The sequence below is a fragment of the Delftia sp. Lp-1 genome (assembly GCF_020523835.1).
Classification (GTDB): Bacteria; Pseudomonadota; Gammaproteobacteria; order Burkholderiales; family Burkholderiaceae_C; genus Comamonas; species Comamonas acidovorans.
Genome location: NZ_JAJALJ010000004.1, coordinates 281,135 through 297,188, shown reverse-complemented (window position 1 = coordinate 297,188; position 16,054 = coordinate 281,135). Strand labels below are relative to the sequence as shown.

At 69.4% G+C, this 16,054-nt stretch carries 15 protein-coding genes; 9 read left to right on the top strand and 6 right to left on the bottom strand.

Features of this window, described 5'->3' with window-relative positions:
- Window positions 1-60: 60 nt before the first annotated feature.
- Genes LGR64_RS26560 through LGR64_RS26545 form a run of 4 tightly spaced genes read left to right on the top strand, consistent with a single transcriptional unit; the run spans window position 61 to window position 4,422 of the window.
- Window positions 61-1,329, top strand: a complete 1,269-nt coding sequence (locus LGR64_RS26560) for an O-antigen ligase family protein (RefSeq protein ID WP_141832784.1) — start codon at window positions 61-63, stop codon at window positions 1,327-1,329.
- Window positions 1,326-2,447: a glycosyltransferase gene (locus LGR64_RS26555; RefSeq protein WP_141832782.1), complete on the top strand. Its 1,122-nt coding sequence runs from the start codon at window positions 1,326-1,328 to the stop codon at window positions 2,445-2,447. Before LGR64_RS26560 ends, LGR64_RS26555 begins: the two co-directional genes overlap by 4 nt.
- Window positions 2,444-3,472, top strand: a complete 1,029-nt coding sequence (locus LGR64_RS26550) for a glycosyltransferase family 2 protein (RefSeq protein ID WP_230357344.1) — start codon at window positions 2,444-2,446, stop codon at window positions 3,470-3,472. The genes LGR64_RS26555 and LGR64_RS26550 overlap by 4 nt, the downstream gene beginning before the upstream one ends.
- Window positions 3,469-4,422: a glycosyltransferase family 32 protein gene (locus LGR64_RS26545; RefSeq protein WP_230357342.1), complete on the top strand. Its 954-nt coding sequence runs from the start codon at window positions 3,469-3,471 to the stop codon at window positions 4,420-4,422. Before LGR64_RS26550 ends, LGR64_RS26545 begins: the two co-directional genes overlap by 4 nt.
- A gap of 22 nt (window positions 4,423-4,444) precedes the next feature.
- On the opposite strand, the gene LGR64_RS26540 is transcribed toward LGR64_RS26545, so the two are convergent.
- Both LGR64_RS26540 and LGR64_RS26535 read right to left on the bottom strand, forming a co-directional pair.
- Entirely contained in the window at window positions 4,445-4,864 is a 420-nt protein-coding gene (locus LGR64_RS26540) for a DUF4440 domain-containing protein (RefSeq protein WP_141832776.1), read from the bottom strand.
- Complete coding sequence (locus tag LGR64_RS26535) at window positions 4,836-6,224, bottom strand: MFS transporter (RefSeq protein ID WP_230357340.1); 1,389 nt, start codon at window positions 6,222-6,224, stop codon at window positions 4,836-4,838. The genes LGR64_RS26540 and LGR64_RS26535 overlap by 29 nt, the downstream gene beginning before the upstream one ends.
- A gap of 110 nt (window positions 6,225-6,334) precedes the next feature.
- Between LGR64_RS26535 and LGR64_RS26530 the strand changes: the two genes are divergently transcribed.
- Together LGR64_RS26530 and LGR64_RS26525 are read left to right on the top strand one after the other, a co-directional pair.
- The gene (locus LGR64_RS26530) at window positions 6,335-7,225 is read left to right on the top strand and encodes a LysR family transcriptional regulator (RefSeq protein WP_223275289.1); all 891 of its coding nucleotides are present in this window, start codon (window positions 6,335-6,337) and stop codon (window positions 7,223-7,225) included.
- 374 nt (window positions 7,226-7,599) lie between these two features.
- On the top strand, window positions 7,600-8,037 hold the full coding sequence (locus LGR64_RS26525; RefSeq protein ID WP_230357338.1) for a hypothetical protein: 438 nt from the start codon (window positions 7,600-7,602) through the stop codon (window positions 8,035-8,037).
- Window positions 8,038-8,052: 15 nt separating this feature from the next.
- Here LGR64_RS26525 and LGR64_RS26520 read toward each other — a convergent pair whose 3' ends face one another.
- The 3 genes from LGR64_RS26520 to LGR64_RS26510 all read right to left on the bottom strand — a co-directional run bounded on the left by LGR64_RS26520 (window position 8,053) and on the right by LGR64_RS26510 (window position 11,524).
- On the bottom strand, window positions 8,053-9,279 hold the full coding sequence (locus LGR64_RS26520; RefSeq protein ID WP_063327723.1) for an ATP-binding protein: 1,227 nt from the start codon (window positions 9,277-9,279) through the stop codon (window positions 8,053-8,055).
- A gap of 8 nt (window positions 9,280-9,287) precedes the next feature.
- Entirely contained in the window at window positions 9,288-10,049 is a 762-nt protein-coding gene (locus tag LGR64_RS26515) for a response regulator transcription factor (RefSeq protein WP_230357336.1), read from the bottom strand.
- Window positions 10,050-10,153: 104 nt separating this feature from the next.
- Window positions 10,154-11,524, bottom strand: a complete 1,371-nt coding sequence (locus LGR64_RS26510; protein WP_434533786.1) for an AmpG family muropeptide MFS transporter — start codon at window positions 11,522-11,524, stop codon at window positions 10,154-10,156.
- An 86-nt stretch (window positions 11,525-11,610) separates the two neighbouring features.
- Between LGR64_RS26510 and LGR64_RS26505 the strand changes: the two genes are divergently transcribed.
- The 3 genes from LGR64_RS26505 to LGR64_RS26495 all read left to right on the top strand — a co-directional run bounded on the left by LGR64_RS26505 (window position 11,611) and on the right by LGR64_RS26495 (window position 14,346).
- On the top strand, window positions 11,611-12,339 hold the full coding sequence (locus tag LGR64_RS26505; protein WP_047326943.1) for a helix-turn-helix domain-containing protein: 729 nt from the start codon (window positions 11,611-11,613) through the stop codon (window positions 12,337-12,339).
- 72 nt (window positions 12,340-12,411) lie between these two features.
- Window positions 12,412-13,383 carry a DMT family transporter gene (locus LGR64_RS26500; protein WP_141832768.1) on the top strand — a complete coding sequence of 324 codons (972 nt, stop codon included), beginning with the start codon at window positions 12,412-12,414 and terminating at the stop codon, window positions 13,381-13,383.
- A gap of 60 nt (window positions 13,384-13,443) precedes the next feature.
- On the top strand, window positions 13,444-14,346 hold the full coding sequence (locus LGR64_RS26495) for a M48 family metallopeptidase (RefSeq protein ID WP_141832766.1): 903 nt from the start codon (window positions 13,444-13,446) through the stop codon (window positions 14,344-14,346).
- A gap of 186 nt (window positions 14,347-14,532) precedes the next feature.
- Here LGR64_RS26495 and LGR64_RS26490 read toward each other — a convergent pair whose 3' ends face one another.
- On the bottom strand, window positions 14,533-15,993 hold the full coding sequence (locus LGR64_RS26490; protein WP_141832764.1) for an aldehyde dehydrogenase family protein: 1,461 nt from the start codon (window positions 15,991-15,993) through the stop codon (window positions 14,533-14,535).
- Between the last annotated feature and the right edge of the window lie 61 nt (window positions 15,994-16,054).

The window sequence follows — 16,054 nt, the reverse complement described above, 5'->3', positions numbered from 1 at the left end:
TTTTCATGAGCGGATGGAAAGCGGAATGCCCGCATTTTGGGGCAGAAAGTTGCGGTCTTGATGAGATTTGACAAGTCGAAGCTGCCAGGAGTCCTCACGACCCTGGCAGCTGTTCTGGTGCCCGGGCTGGCCTTGTGGCTGCGCTCGGGCTATTCCTATGGCGCCGGCCTCATGGTCCTGGGCGCCTTGTGTTTTCTGCCCCGCTGGGTCCGGTACAGGCAGTCACCTGGCACTTGGCTGCTGGTTGCACTGTTCATGGGCATGGCGGTGATGTGGTACCACCTGTCCGTGCTGGACGGGGGCACCGGGCAGTTCGACCGCCCCGTGAAGTTCATCCTGGGCGCCGTCAGCCTGCTGTTTGCCATGTGCTATCCGCCCACGGCGCGGATCTTCCTGTGGGGCATTCCGCTGGGCAGCGCAGGCGCGGGCTTCATGGCCCTGTGGCAGGTCTGCGTGCTGGGCATGGAACGGGCCACAGGCTACACCAATGCCATCCAGTGGGGCAACATGGCCTTGCTGCTGGGCTGCTTCTCCTGCATCTATGCCCTGTCCTTCTGGCACCAGCGCTCCCTGCTTTGGCGCCTGCTGGTGCTGGCGGCCGCCGCGCTGGGGGCGCTGGCTTCGCTGCTGTCGGGCTCGCGCGGCGGGTGGCTGGCGCTGTTGCCGATGTTCTTCATGCTGACGATTCTGGTGCGCATGTACCGTCCGCAGTACTTCGGCCGCCTGTTGCTGGGCTGCGCCGCATTGCTGGTGGCGCTGGCCACCGTGATGGCCTTCATCCCGCGCGTCAGCGAGCGCGTGGATGAGGTCTACCTGGATGTGAGCACCTACCTTCATGCCGGCAACTCCAACACCTCGCTGGGCACCCGGCTGGAGCAGTACCGGCTGGCCGTGCAGATGATCGGCGAGAAGCCCCTGCTGGGCTGGGGCATGCAGGGCTATGTGGACGAGATGCACCGGCGCGTGGACGCCGGCAGCTATGGCCAGTCCATCCGCGAATACAACTTCATCCACAACGACTTCCTGGACATCTGGGTCAAGCTCGGCGTGCCGGGCGTTCTGCTGCAGGCAGCGCTGTTCATCTCGCTGCTGTGGCTGTTCTGGCCCTCGCGGCGGCGCATGGCGCTGTGGCCTGCGGACAGCACCCCCTGGCGCGAGGCCCTGCTGCTGCGTATCCTGGGCAGCCTGATGCCAGCCATGTACCTGGCGTTCGGCATGTCACAGCAATTTTTCGTGCACAACAGCGGCATCGTCTTCTTCGTCTTCCTCGTGGTGGCCCTGTGGTCATCGCTGCATGGCCTGGAAAGGGCCAGCGGAGCCGTGCGGTGACAGAGCGCGCCACCACGGCCCGGCCCCGGGTGCTGCACTTCGTGACGGGCGGCTTCTCTGGTGCCACCCAGGTGGCGGTGGATCTGGTGTCGGCGCACCGCGCGTCGGGCCGCTTCGACGCCCGGCTGGTGCTGCGGCGCAAGCGCAATACCTCCGATGAACGCGTGCAAAAGCTGCGCGACGGCGGCATCGATGTCGACGTGGTGGCCGGCTGGTCCCATGCCGCCACCGTCTGGCAGCTGCGCCGCATCTGCCTGGACTTTCGGCCGGACATCGTGGTCGCCCATGGTTTCAGCGACCACCTCTGGGGCCGCTTTGCCGCGCTGTGGGCCGGCGTGCCCTGGCTGGTGCATGTGGAGCACAACTCGCGCGAGCGCTACACGCGCTGGCGGCTGGCTCAGGCCCTGTGGCTGACCGAGCGCACGGCCGCCATCGTCGGCTGCTCCGAAGGCGTGCGCCAGAGCCTGCAGGACCGTGGATTTCCTGCCGCCAAGCTGATGGCCATCAGCAACGGCATCCGGCCCGAGCCTTATCTGCAGGAGCCACCCCCCTTGCTGCAGCGCCGCCCGGACATCGTCATGGCCGCGCGCTTTGCGCGGCAAAAGGACCATGCCACCTTGCTGCGCGCGCTGGCCGTGCTGCGACAGCGCGGCATCAAGCCCACGCTGACCCTGGCCGGCGGCGGCAAGGCGCGCGCCCAGCAGGCGGCGCAGCGGCTCAGCGCCGAACTGGGTCTGCAGGACCAGGTGCAATTCATCGGCATGTGCAACGACGTGCCCGGCCTGCTGCGTGCGCACCGCGTCTGCGTGCTGTCCACGCACTACGAGGGCATGCCCCTGTCCCTGTTGGAAGGCATGGCGGCGGGCTGCGTGGTGGTGGGCAGCCGCGTGGTGGGCGTGCAGGAAGTGGTGCGGCCCGGCGACAACGGCCTGCTGGCCGCGCACGCCGACCCTGAATCGCTGGCCGACGCCCTGCAGCAGGCGCTGCAGGATGACGAGGCCGCCGTGCGCATGGCCGCCACCGCGCGGCAGGAAGCCCTTTCGCACTACAGCCTGCAGCGCATGACCGGCCAGTACGAAGACCTGTTCGCCCGCCTGCTGCAGGGGGAGCGTCCGTGACCTGGCTCAGCATCCTGGTGCCCGTCTACAACGTGGTGCCCTACCTGGAGGAATGCCTGCAGTCCGTCATGGACCAGGCCGATGCCGGCATGCAGGTGCTGGTGCTGGATGACTGCTCCACCGATGGCTCCTGGGCCCTGATGCAGCAGCTGGACCAGCGCTGGCCCGGCCGCCTGCAGCTCATGCAGCATGAGCGCAACGCCGGCCTGAGCGCGGCGCGCAACACCATGATCGAGGCGGCCACGGGCGACTACCTGTGGTTTTTGGACTCCGACGACAAGCTGCTGCCCGGTGCGATTGCCGGGCTGTCGGCCATCGTGAAACAACATGCGCCCGATGCCGTGCTCTGCGACTTCTCCGTCTGGCGCGAGGCCCCGCGCCTCAAGCACCGCCTGCGCGGCGAGGCGCACCGGCACAGCTTCCAGGGCCCCACGCTGCAATGCTCACAGGACCGGGGCGCCCTGCTGGCCGGCCTGCTGCGCACGGGCCAGCTGCATGCCTGGTCCAAGATCTCGCGCCGCAGCCTGTGGGATGCCGGCCTGCGCTTTCCTGCAGGCCGCTATTTCGAAGACATGATGACCATGCCGCAGATGGCGCTGCGCTGCGCCAGCTTCTACTACCACCCCCAGCCCTGGGTGGCCTACCGGCAGCGTGCCAACTCCATCCTCGCGTCCATGACGCCGGCCAAGGCCGCAGACCAGTCCGCCGCCCTGTGGCCCCTGGCCCAGGCCGTGCAAGCCCTGCAGGACGATGCGCTGCGCAACGACGGGCGCCTGCAGTTCGCCTGGGCGCACCAGGCCGCGCGCAACCTCATCGGCGCCCTGCGCTTTCTCGACCGGCAGCGGGACATGCCGCCCGCGCAGCTGCAGGCACTGGCCCAGCAGTTCCTGGCGGACTTCGGCCGCATCTCCCCCTTGGCCCTGCCGGCCCTGCGCCAGGCCTATGTGCGCAGGGGCTGGGTGCTGCGCGCCTGGAAGCTGCGCCGCTGGGAGCAGTGGGCACGCCAGCAAGGAGCCCCTGCATGAGCGGCCTGAAACTGAAAACCCGGGGCGAGCTATGGCTGGCGGCCGGTATGCGCCGCTTCTACGCCACCTTCCCACGCCGCCTGGAGCAGGGCCCCGCGCCCGACTTCCGCAGCCATGACATCGGGCCTGCGGCGCCCGTGCCCGTCTCCACGCCCATTCCCCGCATCATCTGGGCCTACTGGAACGGCGACTCGGTGCCCCTGCTCATACAGCGCTGCTTTGACAACTGGGCCCGCCTGAACCCCGGCTACAGCCTGCGCATCCTCAACGACGCGCAACTGCCGCAGTACGTGCCGCAACTGCCGGGCAACCTGCAGCAGCTGCCCGTGGCCAAGCGCTCGGACTGGCTGCGCCTGGAATTGCTGCACCGCCACGGCGGCATCTGGCTGGACGCCAGCACCATCCTCACCGAGCCGCTGGACTGGCTGCTGGAGCAGCAGCAGCGCAGCGGCGCCGACCTGGTCGCCTACTACCTGGAGCGCTACACCCGCGACCCGCAGGTGCCCGTGGTCGAGAACTGGCTCATGGCCGCGCCCCCGGGCAGCGCCTTCATCGCGGCCCTGCACAAGGAATACGTGGAGCAGGTCCTGCCGCAGACGGGCGAGGCCTATATCGCCCAGCTCCAGCAGGCCGGCGATTACGAACAACTGCGCCAGGGCATCGACATGCCCGCCTACCTGAGCATGCACCTAGCCATGCAGCGCGTGCTGCGCGCCGGTGGCAGCTACCGCCTGCGGCTGGCCAAGGCCGAGGACGGACCCTTCTTCCTGCACGTGCAGGGTAACTGGGGCCGCACCCCGCTCAAGATCCGCCTGATGTTCTCGCGCGCCGAACAGGCGCCCGTGCCGCTGATCAAGCTGCGCGCCCCCGACCGCAAGAAGCTGGACTTCTATCTGGAGCGCGGCCTCTACGTGCCCGACAGCATCGCCGACCGCTACCTGCGGGGCTGAGCGGCGAGCGCGGACTGGGCCATCAGCCCATTGCCGTCTCATGCAGGTAGTGCCACAGCACCCCTTGGCCCGCACGTTTGAGGATGACCACCGAGCGGCGCGAAGTCTCCACGCCGTCCAGGCGATGGGTTTCCAGGTAGCGCATGGCCAGGCCGGCCGTGTCCCGCCATACGGGCTGCATGTCGCAGACGCATATCTCCAGCCCTGGCCGCTGGCCGGCCGCGCGCCGGAACATCTGTTCCACATCGTCCAGGCCGACAAGTCTGCCCGTGGTGGTCACCATGCTGAATTCCGGGCTGAACTGCGCCATCAGCGCCTGCAGCGCGGCCTGTGCGCCCGCTGGTTGGGTGAAGACGGTGTGGATCAGCGCGTGCACCTGGTGGATGCTGCGTTCGGCGATGCCGATGTCAATGTCACGGTCGATGGGCTTGTCGTCTTGCATGGTGGTCCTTGGGAGTGTGCAGCGATCGCAGGTGCAGCAGGGGCACAAGCCCTGCCAGCGACGCGATCAGAAACGTCATGTGATAGGCCCGGCCTGCGTCCAGGCGGGTGGCGAGCGTGTTGAAAACCATCAGGAAAAACGCAGCGCCCACGCTGAAGGCCATCTGCCGGTTGAGGTTCCAGATCACGCTGGCCTGCTGCGTCTGCCGGCCGTCGAAGTCCAGCAGCGCCGTCGTCTGCGCGGTATTGGCCCCCAGGCCGCCGCCCAGGCCCATCAGGCCGTAGGCGGCCGCCAGCAGCCAGGGGTCGGCAGGGGCCGCCACGGCGGCCAGCGCCGCAATGCCCAGGCTGTGCAGCACCATGCTGGCGATGAACAGGGGCCGTGCGCCCGCGCGGTTGTACAGCCGGCCGCCCACCAGCATGGACACCAGGGCGCCGCCGGCGTAGACCATCATGAATCGGCCTGTGGCCTGCGCGCTCAGGTGCAGCATGTCCTGCAGGTAGAAGATGTTGAGCAGGTTCACGCCCGTGAACACGCCGGGAATGGCGTGGTAGACGGCCACCGACATGCGCAGGCGCGGGCTTTTGAGCAGTTGCAGTTCCACAATGGGGTGGGCCGTCTTGCGGGCATGGAGGGCATACAGCACCGTGAAGGCCAGGCCCGCCGCCATGCCCAGCCAGGCCAGCGCCAGGCCCTGGCCCGAGCCTTGGCCTGCGCCATAGAGCGACATGCCTAGCAGCCAGGCGGCCAGCGCGGCGCTGACCAGCACCAGGCCTTTGAGGTCGGGCCGCTGCCGGGCCGTGGCCGGTGCATCGCGCACCCACAGCCAGGCCAGGCCTGCGGCGGCCAGGGCCAGCGCAATATTGGAATGGAACACCCAGCGCCAGGAGCCGTGGTCCACGATCAGCCCGCCCAGCCAGGGCGAGAGGGCCGGTGCAATCAGCGCCACGGCCATGACCAGCGTGGAGACACGCGCGCGCGCCGGTCCCTGGAACCGGTTGAAGGCCAGGGCCTGGCCCACTGGGATCACCAGGCCGCCCGCCATGCCCTGGATGAAGCGCCAGCCCACCAGCTGGCCGAAGCTGCCTGCCTCGCCGCAGGCCCAGGCGGCCAGGGCGAAGGCCAGCATGGAGCCCGCCATCAGCCCGCGCGCGCCCCAGCGGTCGGCCAGCCAGGGGGCGAGGGGAATGGCCAGCGTCAATCCCAGCATGTAGGCATTGGCCACCCAGGCCCCGGCCGAGATGCCCACATGGAACTCGGCCGCAATCGTGGGCAGCGCGACGGCGGGCATGAAGATGTTGATGCAGTCGACGAAAAAACCCATCAGGAAAACGGTGGCCAGGCGGTATCGGTATGTCATCTTGCGCTTTCAGGAGGGGCAAGACTAAAGAGCGCGGGCGGCCACGTCGATGGGGCTATGCTGGACTCTTTGTTTGACTGGATTGAACAATGACCCCCACAAGCACGGCCATGCACACACTGCTCCACCGCGCGCAGACCTTTCTGGCCGTGGTGGATTTCGGCTCCTACACCAGGGCGGCGGACTTCCTGGGCATCAGCAAGGCCATGGCCAGCCTGCACGTCAAGGCGCTGGAAGAGGCGCTGTCGGTGGCCCTGCTGGTGCGCAACACCCGCAGCATCGCCCTGACGGAAACCGGGCGGGAGTTCTACGACGAGTTCAAGGGCATCGTCCGCGACGTGGGCAGCGCCTTCGACAACGCCATGCACAGCGGCAACCGCATCGCGGGCCGGCTGCGCATCAGCACCACCAGCGAATACGGGGAGAAGTACATTCTTCCGCTGATCCCGGCCTTCCTGGAGCGCTACCCGGGCATCTCGGTGGCCTATGACGTCAACTCTTCGCTGAGCGACCTGGTGGCCGAAAAGCTGGACCTGGTCGTGCGCCTGGGCCATCTGGCGGACTCCAGCTTCAAAAGCCGCAGGCTGGCCGGCTACGACATCGTGCTGGTGGCCTCGGCCGCCTTCCTGCGCAGCCATCCCGTGCGCAGGCCCGAAGACCTGGCGGACCTGCCCTGGATTGCCAACAGCAACCTCACCCACCCCACGGCCTGGACGCTGCGCACTGCCGGCGGCCAGGGCGTGGACGTGGTGGGCCGGGCGGCCCACCAATCCAACTCCTCCACCGCCATCCGCGCCCTGGCCCGGTCCTCGCTGGGCGTGGCCGTGCTGCCTGCGTGGTTTGTGGAGGACGACCTGGCCGGCGGCGTGCTGCAGCGCGTGCTGCCGGACCACGCGCTGCCGCCCCAGCCCATCAGCGTGGTCTTTCCCGACAGCAGCCACCTGCCGCGCAAGACCCGCGTGTTCATCGACTTCCTGTGCGAGCACCTGGGCCGGGATTGAGGGTGCGGCTGGCCGGCCCGCCCTGGCCCCGTTAAACTGGCCGCAAGCCGAAAGGCCCGGTGCGTAGAAACACCTTCCGTGAGGTTGCAGCCCCCACCTTAAAGCGGGGCTTTGTCATGCCTTATCTCGTCGGATTGGCGCATTTGCTTGCGCCTGTCCGCATGGTTTCGGGCGTGGTGGGGGCTATCCGCAAGGACGCCCGCACGGCTACGGACGTGTTTCTAACCACCACGCCCACCTGTTGTGCGTAGAAACTCAACCGGTGGTTTTCTGTGATCTCGTAGGAAAACAGACCATGACCCTCCCCATCCTTGCCAGCCCCAGCGCTGCGCTTGCCCCTTCCGGCCCTCTTCTCTATCAGGAGGGCTGACCCCATGACATCCCGCAAAAACACTGCCGGCGCGGCAGTGCAGGCGCAGCCGTTGCCGAAGCGATCACAAGCCGCAAAGACTTCCGACTGGCCCAGCGCGTGGCAGGCCATGCATGTCTGTCTGGTCGTCATCGAGGGGAGGCTGGTCACCCTGGCGGAGGTCTGTGGCAAAAAGCCCGACCGCAAGGCCCGCCAGTTCGACGTGGAATGCGCGGTGGAGCTGGCGCTGGCGCACATACGCCGCATGCGCGCCGACCCGCCGGACAGCCACCAGGCGTTCGAGCAGCAGTGGCACCTGGCGTCCTGCGCCATCGAGCTGGCCGATGGCGCCTACCGCTTCCCCCGCTCGCGCTACGGCCGCCTGCTCAAGCGCACCCGCTGGCATTTCGACCTGCTCAGGGATCTGGTGGAACGTGTGGAGTGGCAGCACCGGCGCGGCTGAGCCGCAGGCGGCAGCTCAGGCCAGCGGCAGCCGCAGCACGAAGCAGGCGCCCGGCTGGCCGTCGGCGCGGCCTTCGCAGTGCACGCTGCCGCCGTGGCGCTGGGCGATGGAGCGCACCAGGGCCAGGCCCAGGCCCACGCCGCCCGAGCGCTCGCTGGCGCCGGGCAGGCGGAAGAACTTCTCGAAGATGCGCTCGCGGTGGGCCGGGGCCACGCCGGGACCATGGTCGCAGATGCGGATCTCGGCCATGGCGTCCTGGCGCGCCAGCTCCAGCGTGATGGCGCCCTGGCTGTAGCGGCGCGCGTTCTCCAGCAGGTTGCGCACGGCACGGCGCAGCAGCTTGGAGATGCCGGGCACTTCCAGCGCGTCGGTGGACTGCAGGTCCAGGTCGGCATCCACGCGCGCGCATTCCTCGGCGGCCAGGCCGATCAGGTCCACGGGCTCGATCGTGCCCACGTCGCCCTCATAGGTCTCCAGCCGGCTGGCCAGCAGGATCTCGTCCACCAGCTGGTCCAGCTCGCTGATGTTGCGCTGGATCTCGGCGCGCGCGCGGGCGCTGGCGGGGTCGTCGCCCATGAATTCCAGGCCCATGCGGATGCGCGTCAGCGGCGAGCGCAGCTCGTGCGAGGCATTGGCCAGCAGCGATTTGTGCGAGGTCACCAGGGTCTCGATGCGTGCGGCGGCGGCGTTGAACTGGTGGGCCAGGTCGGCCACCTCGTCGCTGCCGTGCTCGGGCACGCGCACCGACAGGTCGCCCTCGCCAAAGCGCTTGACGCCGCGCTGCAGGTTCTCCAGCCGCTTGAGCAGGCGGCGGATGATGGGGAACACGCCCACGGCCACGGCCACGCCCACCAGGCCCAGCAGCCACAGAAAGCCGAAGGGCGGGCGCAGCCAGAAGGCGGCGGCACCGTCGTGCGGCGGGCGGTCGCCGCGCGGCGGGCGCGGCGCCATGTGCAGCATGTAGGTCTGGCCGTCCGTGCCCTCGATCTCGAAGCGCAGGCCCTCTTCGGGCGGGCCGGGCAGGCGCCGCGCACGGCCCTGGGCGATCACGTTGCCCTGGCCGTCGCGCATGGCCACGTCGCGCGAGGGCGGCGAACTGGCGCTTTGCACGTTCTGCGCGTTCTGCTCGGCCGCGATCTGCCAGGCCCAGGCCACCGTCAGCGTGAGCACGGCCACGCCGCCCACCACGGCCAGCCAGATGCGCAGGTACAGGCGCTGGGAGAAGAGGGACAGCAGCTTCATTCGCTTGGCTAGTCTTGTTGCTTGGCGAAGACGTAGCCCACGCCGCGCACCGTCAGGATGCGCTTGGGCGCCTTGGGGTCGGCCTCGATGGCGGCGCGGATGCGGCCCATGTGCACGTCGATGGAGCGGTCGAAGGCCTCCAGTTCGCGGCCTCGCACGGCCTCCATGATCTGGTCGCGCGTGAGCACGCGGCCCGCGCGCTCGGCCAGCGTGACCAGCAGGTCGAACTGGTAGGAGGTCAGCTCGCAGGGCTGGCCCGCCACGGTGACGCTGCGCGCGTCGCGGTCGATCTCCAGGCTGCCGAAGCGCAGTGCCGTGGTCGGCTGGCCTGCTGCCGCGCCCTCGCCGCCGCCGCCGCGCCGGCGCAGGATGGCGCGGATGCGCGCCAGCAGCTCGCGCGGCTCGAAGGGCTTGGGCAGGTAGTCGTCGGCGCCGATCTCCAGGCCGATGATGCGGTCCATGGGGTCGCCCTTGGCCGTGAGCATCAGCACCGGCACCTGGGCTGCGGGGCCGGGCAGGGCGCGGATGCGCCGGCAGACCTCCAGGCCGTCCATGTCGGGCAGCATGAGGTCGAGGATGACGAGGTCGGGCAGGTCGGCGCCGGCCACGCCGTCGGCGGGCTGCAGCTGCTCCAGGCCGCTGCGGGCGTCGCCCATGTGGGTGACCTGCAGGCCGTTGTTGCCCAGGTAGTCACCCACCATCTGCGCGAGGCGGGTGTCGTCTTCGATCATCAGAAGATGGTGCGTACTCATGGAGGGCAGTGTATTCATGCTGGGGCCTGGCGTCGTATTGCGACGATGCTCGCAGCGCCCCGTCAGCCGTGCTTGTCGCTTGCGTAAAGTTCGGTAAAACAGCGCAGCCTGCGGCCAGCCGCTCAACTGCCGCGTTGCGCGGGCCGCACCGCATGCACGCGCGAGGCCAGCGCGATCAGCACCAGCACGGGCAGGCCCAGCAGGGCCGTGGCCTGGAAGAAGCTCACGTAGCCATGCGCATCGACAAAGGCGCCCGAGAAGCCGGCCAGCCACTTGGGCGCCAGCAGCATCATGGAGCTGAACAGCGCGTACTGCGTGGCCGAGTACTGCACATTGGTCAGCCCCGACAGGTAGGCGATGAAGGCCGCCGAGGCGATGCCGCCGGCCAGGTTGTCCGCGCTCACCACCCAGACCAGCGCATTCACGTCATGGCCGCGCGTGGCCAGCCAGGCGAACAGCAGATTGGTGGCGGCCGACAGCGCGGCGCCCAGCATCAGCACGCGCATCACGCCCCAGCGCATGGCCAGCGCCCCGCCCAGGAAGGCGCCCGCCAGCGTCATGATCACGCCGTACACCTTGGTCACGGCGGCCACCTCGTCCTTGGTGAAGCCCATGTCCACGTAGAAGGGGTTGGCCATGATGCCCATGACCACGTCGCTGATGCGGTAGATGGCGATCAGGCCCAGCACCAGCAGCGCCTGCCAGCGGTAGCGGCCCAGGAAGTCGGCAAAGGGCTCGACCAGCGCGCTGTGCAGCCACTCGGCCGCGTTGCGGGCAGGCGCCAGCGGGCGCGGCACCGGTTCCGGCGAGAGCAGCACGGTCAGCATGCCCACGGCCATGGAGGCGGCCATGGCCAGGTAGGCCACCTGCCAGGCGCCGCTCTGGTAGCCCGCCGTGCCCGCCACCTCGGCGCGGGCGGCCAGCCACAGCACGCCGGCGCCGGCCCAGATCATGGCCAGCCGGTAGCCTGTCTGGTAGGTGGCGGCCAGCGCGGCCTGGCGCTCGGTGTCGGCCGATTCGATGCGGTAGGCATCCAGCGCAATGTCCTGCGTGGCCGAGCCGAAGGCCACGGCCAGCGCGCACCACACCAGCGGCGTGAGCGAGACGCGCGGATCATTGAACGCCATGCCGCACAGCCCGGCGACGATGAGCATCTGCGCGAACAGCAGCCAGCCGCGCCGCCGCCCCAGCCAGCGCGTGAGCAGCGGCAGCGGCATGCGGTCCACCAGCGGCGACCAGACCCACTTGAAGGCATAGGCCAGGCCCACCCAGCTCAGGTAGCCGATGGTGGTGCGGTCCACGCCGGCCTCGCGCAGCCAGAACGACAGCGTGCCCAGCACCAGCAGCAGCGGCAGGCCTGCCGAAAAACCCAGGGCCAGCATGCGCAGGCTGGCCGGCTCGGCATAGACGCGCAGGGTCTGGCCCCAACTGCGGCGGGGCGTTTCGGCGGCGGTGGAGGGGGCGGAGGGGGGGGTGGTGGACGGCTCGGTCATGTTGTGCTGCGGCAGGCTGCGGCCATTATCGGGCCCATGGTGGCGCGGACTGGCGCGCGCTACCATCGCGGGCACAGGATGCCGCCATGGCCTACACCCTCTCTTCCCTCCACAGCGATGCCGCCGCGCAAGACGGCGCGGCCGATGCCACCGATACCGCCTTCGCGCCGCACAGCTCGGTGCGCAGCTACAGCGGCGAGCACCAGGCCCATGCCCACGGCCATGCGCAAATCCTCTATGCGCTGCAGGGCCGCATGGAGCTGGAAGTGGGCGGGCGCAGCGCCTTTGTGGACGCCGTCAGCGGCATGCTCATCCCCGCCGGCGTGGACCACGGCTACCTGGCGGCGCCGCGCTCGCGCGTGTTCGTCATCGATGCGCCCAGCGGCCCAGGGCTGGACCGAATGCGGCGCTTTTCCGTGCCGCCCGCCCTGCGCGGCCGGGAGTCGGAAGGCCCGGCCACAGAGCAGTTGGCCCAGGTGCTGCAGGCGCCCGGCCTGCTGGCGCGTCGGGGGCTGGACCTGCAGCAACTGACCACGAGCGTACAGGCCGCATTGCACGAGGACTGGCCCACGGCCCGGCTGGCCGCCCTGTGCCATATGAGCGCCCAGCGCTTTCACGCACGCTTCGTGGAGCTGGCGGGCCAGCCGCCCCAGGCCTGGCTGCGCGGCCTGCGCCTGGATGCGGCCGAGCGCGGGCTGGCGCGGGGCCTGCCCCTGGAGGCCACGGCGCTGCGCTGCGGCTATGCCTCGGCCAGCGCGCTGGCCTATGCGCTGCGGCGCGACCGGGGCGTGACGGCGCGGCAGCTGCGCGGCTAGCCCGTTCACAGTCTTGCGGACTACGAGCGTTTCTCGACAAGTGCCCGGCCGCGCCAGGCGCAACATGGCGCCATGGTTCGCAACTCTTCCGCTTCTTCCTCCGCCGTCGGCATCGCCTTCGTTTCGGTGGCTGCCGTGCTCTGGGGCACGACGGGCACGGCGCAAAGCCTGGGCGCAGGCGGGCTGTCGCCGTTCTGGGTGGGCGCCGCGCAGCTGGCGGTTTCCAGCCTGTTTCTGGGGGCGCTGCTGGCGGTTTCTCATTGGAGGCTGCGCGGGCGGGCGGGGCAGGGCGTGGCATCCGTCCAGCCGCTGCTGCCCAACCCCGTGCACCTGGGCCTGCGTCCGGCCTGGTTCGTGCTGGCATCCATGGGAATCGGCGGCTACAGCATCTTCTTCTACGAGGGCGTGACGCTCACGGGCGTGGCCGTGGGCACGGCCGTGGCCATTGGCAGCGGCCCCATCTGGGCCGGGCTGATGCAGGCGCTGGTGCTGCGCGCGCCCCTGTCTGCCCTGTGGTGGGCCGGCACGCTGGTGAGCGTGGCGGGAGGTGCGGCCATGGTGATGGCACGGGGCGGCGCCACGCTGTCCTGGAGCGGCCTGGCCCTGTGCCTGCTGGCGGGGCTGTCGTACGCGGGCTATGCGCTGATCAACAAGCGCCTGGTCACCCACATGTCGCCGCGCGTGGTGAATTTCTATGTCTTCACCGGGGCCGCCTGCATGGCGGTGCCGATTGCTCTGGTGCAAAGCGGCCTGCCGCAGTGGAGCCTGGCGGCCGTGCTGGTGGTGGTCTACCTGGGCGTGGTGGTGTCGGGCCTGGCGCACATGCTGTTTTCCATCGGGCTGCGCAGCATCTCCGGCCCCACGGGCGTGACGCTGAGCCTGATCGAGCCCGTGGCGGCCTTCGTGCTGGCGGTGTGGGTCGTGGGCGAGCGGCAGCCGCTGCAATCGTGGCTGGGGCTGCTGGCCGTGCTGGCGGGGCTGATGCTGGTGATCGGCGCCGAGATGCGGGCGCAGCGGGCCGTGATGGCCGCGCAGATGGCGTAACTCTTTGTAGGCCGGCGCCGCTCTTCACGATGCGCTGTTCTCCGCATGTTTCAGGCATGCGTGGCCGCTAGACTTGGCGGCATGCAGCAGCCATCCCATCTCTTCTCCGAATCCTGTGCCCCGTCCGCCTGGGGCTGTGCCTGCGCGCCCTGGCGCGCGCGTCGCGGTTTTCTGCTGGCCGGCAGCGCGGTGGCCATGGGGCTGGCCACGGCGCCGGTGGCGGCACAGGTGCAGGTGGGCGGTGCCTCGGGCCTGCGCAAGCTGGTGCCGGCCGAGACGCTGGAAGGCGCCGCCACCGACCAGTACCAGCAACTGCTGGCCAAGGCCCGCGCCCAGGGCGCACTGGCTGGCGACAGCAACCCGCAGCTTCAGCGGCTGCGCGCCATTGCCCGGCGGCTGATTCCGTACACCGCCCAATGGAACCCGCGCGCCAATGCCTGGCGCTGGGAGGTGAATCTGATCGGCAGCAAGGAGATCAATGCCTTTTGCATGCCGGGCGGCAAGATCGCCTTCTACACGGGCATCATCGACCAGCTGCAGCTGACCGACGACGAGATCGCCATGATCATGGGCCACGAAATGGCCCATGCGCTGCGCGAACACTCGCGCGAGCAGTTGGCCAAGAACCAGGCCACCAGCATCGGCATCTCGCTGGGCGCCCAATTGCTGGGCCTGGGCGACCTGGGCAATGCGGCGGCCCGCCTGGGCGGCCAGCTGCTGTCGCTGAAATTCAGCCGGGGCGATGAGAGCGAGGCCGACCTCGTGGGCCTGGAGCTGGCCGCGCGCGCCGGCTACAACCCCCAGGCCTCGGTCTCGCTGTGGCGCAAGATGGGCCAGGCCACGGGCGACCGTGGTGGTCTGGAATTCCTGTCCACCCACCCCGCAGGCCCCGAGCGCATCCGCGAACTGGAGCGCAACATCCCGCGCGTGGAAGGCCTCTACGAGGCCGCACGGCGCGGGTAGGCGTGCCAGCAAGCTAAGACCCGGGCAGCTTTTTGGGCGCAGTGTTTGAAACTGGCGCGGCCAAAGATCAGGGACACCGAGGAAGGGCCTAAGCCGGCCGCGCCGCCCCGCACCGAGGGTGTCGTCCCCCTCCCTCGCGTAGCGAGTAGAGAGGCGACGTGCTACGGGGGGAAGGCGCGTAGCGACTCAGAGGGTGGTGATTTTTTGCTTGGGTTGGTAGCCCATCACGGCTTTCACTTCAAGGTACTCCTTGAAGCCGTGCTCGCCCCATTCCCGGCCCGTTCCTGACTGCTTGTAGCCACCGAACGGCGCGCCGAAGTCCGGCCCTGCGCCGTTGAGGTGGACCATGCCGGTGCGCAGGCGCGAGGCCACACGGCGCGCGCGCTCCAGGCTGCCTGACTGCACATAGCCCGACAGGCCGTAGGGCGTGTCGTTGGCCTGGGCGATGGCCTCCTCCTCCGTGTCGTAGGGCAGGATGACCAGCACGGGGCCGAAGATTTCCTCGCGCGCAATGGTCATGTCGTTGCGCACGTCGGCAAACACCGTGGGCCGCACGAAGTAGCCGCGTGCAAGGCCCTCGGGGCGGCCCGTGCCGCCGGCCACCAGGGTGGCGCCTTCGGCGATGCCGGCCTCGATCAGGCCCTGGATCTTGCGGAACTGCGCCTCGCTGACCACGGGGCCCATGTGCATGGCGCCGGTGTCGGCCAATGCATCGCCCACCTTCATGCCCTCGGCAGCGGCCTTGGCGGCCGCCACGGCGCGCGCATGCAGGGCGCGCGGCACGAACATGCGCGTGGGTGCGTTGCAGCTCTGGCCCGAATTGGTGAAGCAGGCGTTCACGCCCTGGGCCACGGCCTTTTCGATGTCGGCGTCGTCCAGCACGATGTTGGCCGACTTGCCGCCCAGCTCCTGCGTCACGCGCTTGACGGTATCGGCCGAGGCCTTGGCCACGGCAATGCCCGCGCGCGTGGAGCCGGTGAAGGTCATCATGTCGATGCCGGGGTGCACGGACATGGCCTCGCCCACCGAGGGGCCGTCGCCGTTGACCAGGTTGAACACGCCGGCCGGCACGCCCGCTTCGTGCAGGATCTCGGCCACCAGGATGGCGTTGAGCGGCGCGATCTCCGAGGGCTTGAGCACCATGGTGCAGCCCGCCGCCAGGGCCGGTGCCACCTTGCACATGATCTGGTTGATGGGCCAGTTCCAGGGCGTGATCATGCCCACCACGCCCACGGGCTCATGCACGATGCCGGTGGTGCCGCGCACGCTCTCGAACTCGAATTCCTTGAGCACCTGCAGGGTCTGCTTCAGGTGCCCCGCGCCCACCGTGGCCTGGGCGGCGCGCGACAGCCACAGCGGCGCGCCCATCTCCAGCGAGATGGTCTGCGCCACCTCGTCGATGCGGCGCATGTAGACCGCCAGCACCTTGTCCAGCAGGGCCAGCCGCTCGTCGCGCGTGGTCTGCGAGAAGCCGTCGAACGCTCGGCGTGCGGCGGCCACGGCTGCATCGACATCGGCGGCCGAGCCCATGCTGATGCGAGCCGCCACCTCCTCGGTGGACGGATTGATCACATCCAGCGTGCGCGGCACGGCCGGGGGAACCCATTGGCCGTCGATATAGAACTGCAGGTGCTCTTGCGTGCTCATGAAGCTGTCTCCGTTAGTTGGAATGGGAGGCGGTCCGGGGGCGCCGCCGACTGTGCCGGGC

Excerpts from the sequence above, each read along its gene's own strand:
- LGR64_RS26510 (WP_434533786.1), bottom strand. The coding sequence starts at position 11,524 with ATGACCGAGCCGTCCACCACCCCCCCCTCCGCCCCCTCCACCGCCGCC.
- LGR64_RS26545 (WP_230357342.1), top strand. The coding sequence starts at position 3,469 with ATGAGCGGCCTGAAACTGAAAACCCGGGGCGAGCTATGGCTGGCGGCC.
- LGR64_RS26525 (WP_230357338.1), top strand. The coding sequence starts at position 7,600 with ATGACATCCCGCAAAAACACTGCCGGCGCGGCAGTGCAGGCGCAGCCG.
- LGR64_RS26515 (WP_230357336.1), bottom strand. The coding sequence starts at position 10,049 with ATGAATACACTGCCCTCCATGAGTACGCACCATCTTCTGATGATCGAA.
- LGR64_RS26540 (WP_141832776.1), bottom strand. The coding sequence starts at position 4,864 with ATGCAAGACGACAAGCCCATCGACCGTGACATTGACATCGGCATCGCC.
- LGR64_RS26535 (WP_230357340.1), bottom strand. The coding sequence starts at position 6,224 with ATGACATACCGATACCGCCTGGCCACCGTTTTCCTGATGGGTTTTTTC.
- LGR64_RS26490 (WP_141832764.1), bottom strand. The coding sequence starts at position 15,993 with ATGAGCACGCAAGAGCACCTGCAGTTCTATATCGACGGCCAATGGGTT.
- LGR64_RS26520 (WP_063327723.1), bottom strand. The coding sequence starts at position 9,279 with ATGAAGCTGCTGTCCCTCTTCTCCCAGCGCCTGTACCTGCGCATCTGG.
- LGR64_RS26530 (WP_223275289.1), top strand. The coding sequence starts at position 6,335 with ATGCACACACTGCTCCACCGCGCGCAGACCTTTCTGGCCGTGGTGGAT.
- LGR64_RS26505 (WP_047326943.1), top strand. The coding sequence starts at position 11,611 with ATGGCCTACACCCTCTCTTCCCTCCACAGCGATGCCGCCGCGCAAGAC.
- LGR64_RS26500 (WP_141832768.1), top strand. The coding sequence starts at position 12,412 with ATGGTTCGCAACTCTTCCGCTTCTTCCTCCGCCGTCGGCATCGCCTTC.
- LGR64_RS26560 (WP_141832784.1), top strand. The coding sequence starts at position 61 with ATGAGATTTGACAAGTCGAAGCTGCCAGGAGTCCTCACGACCCTGGCA.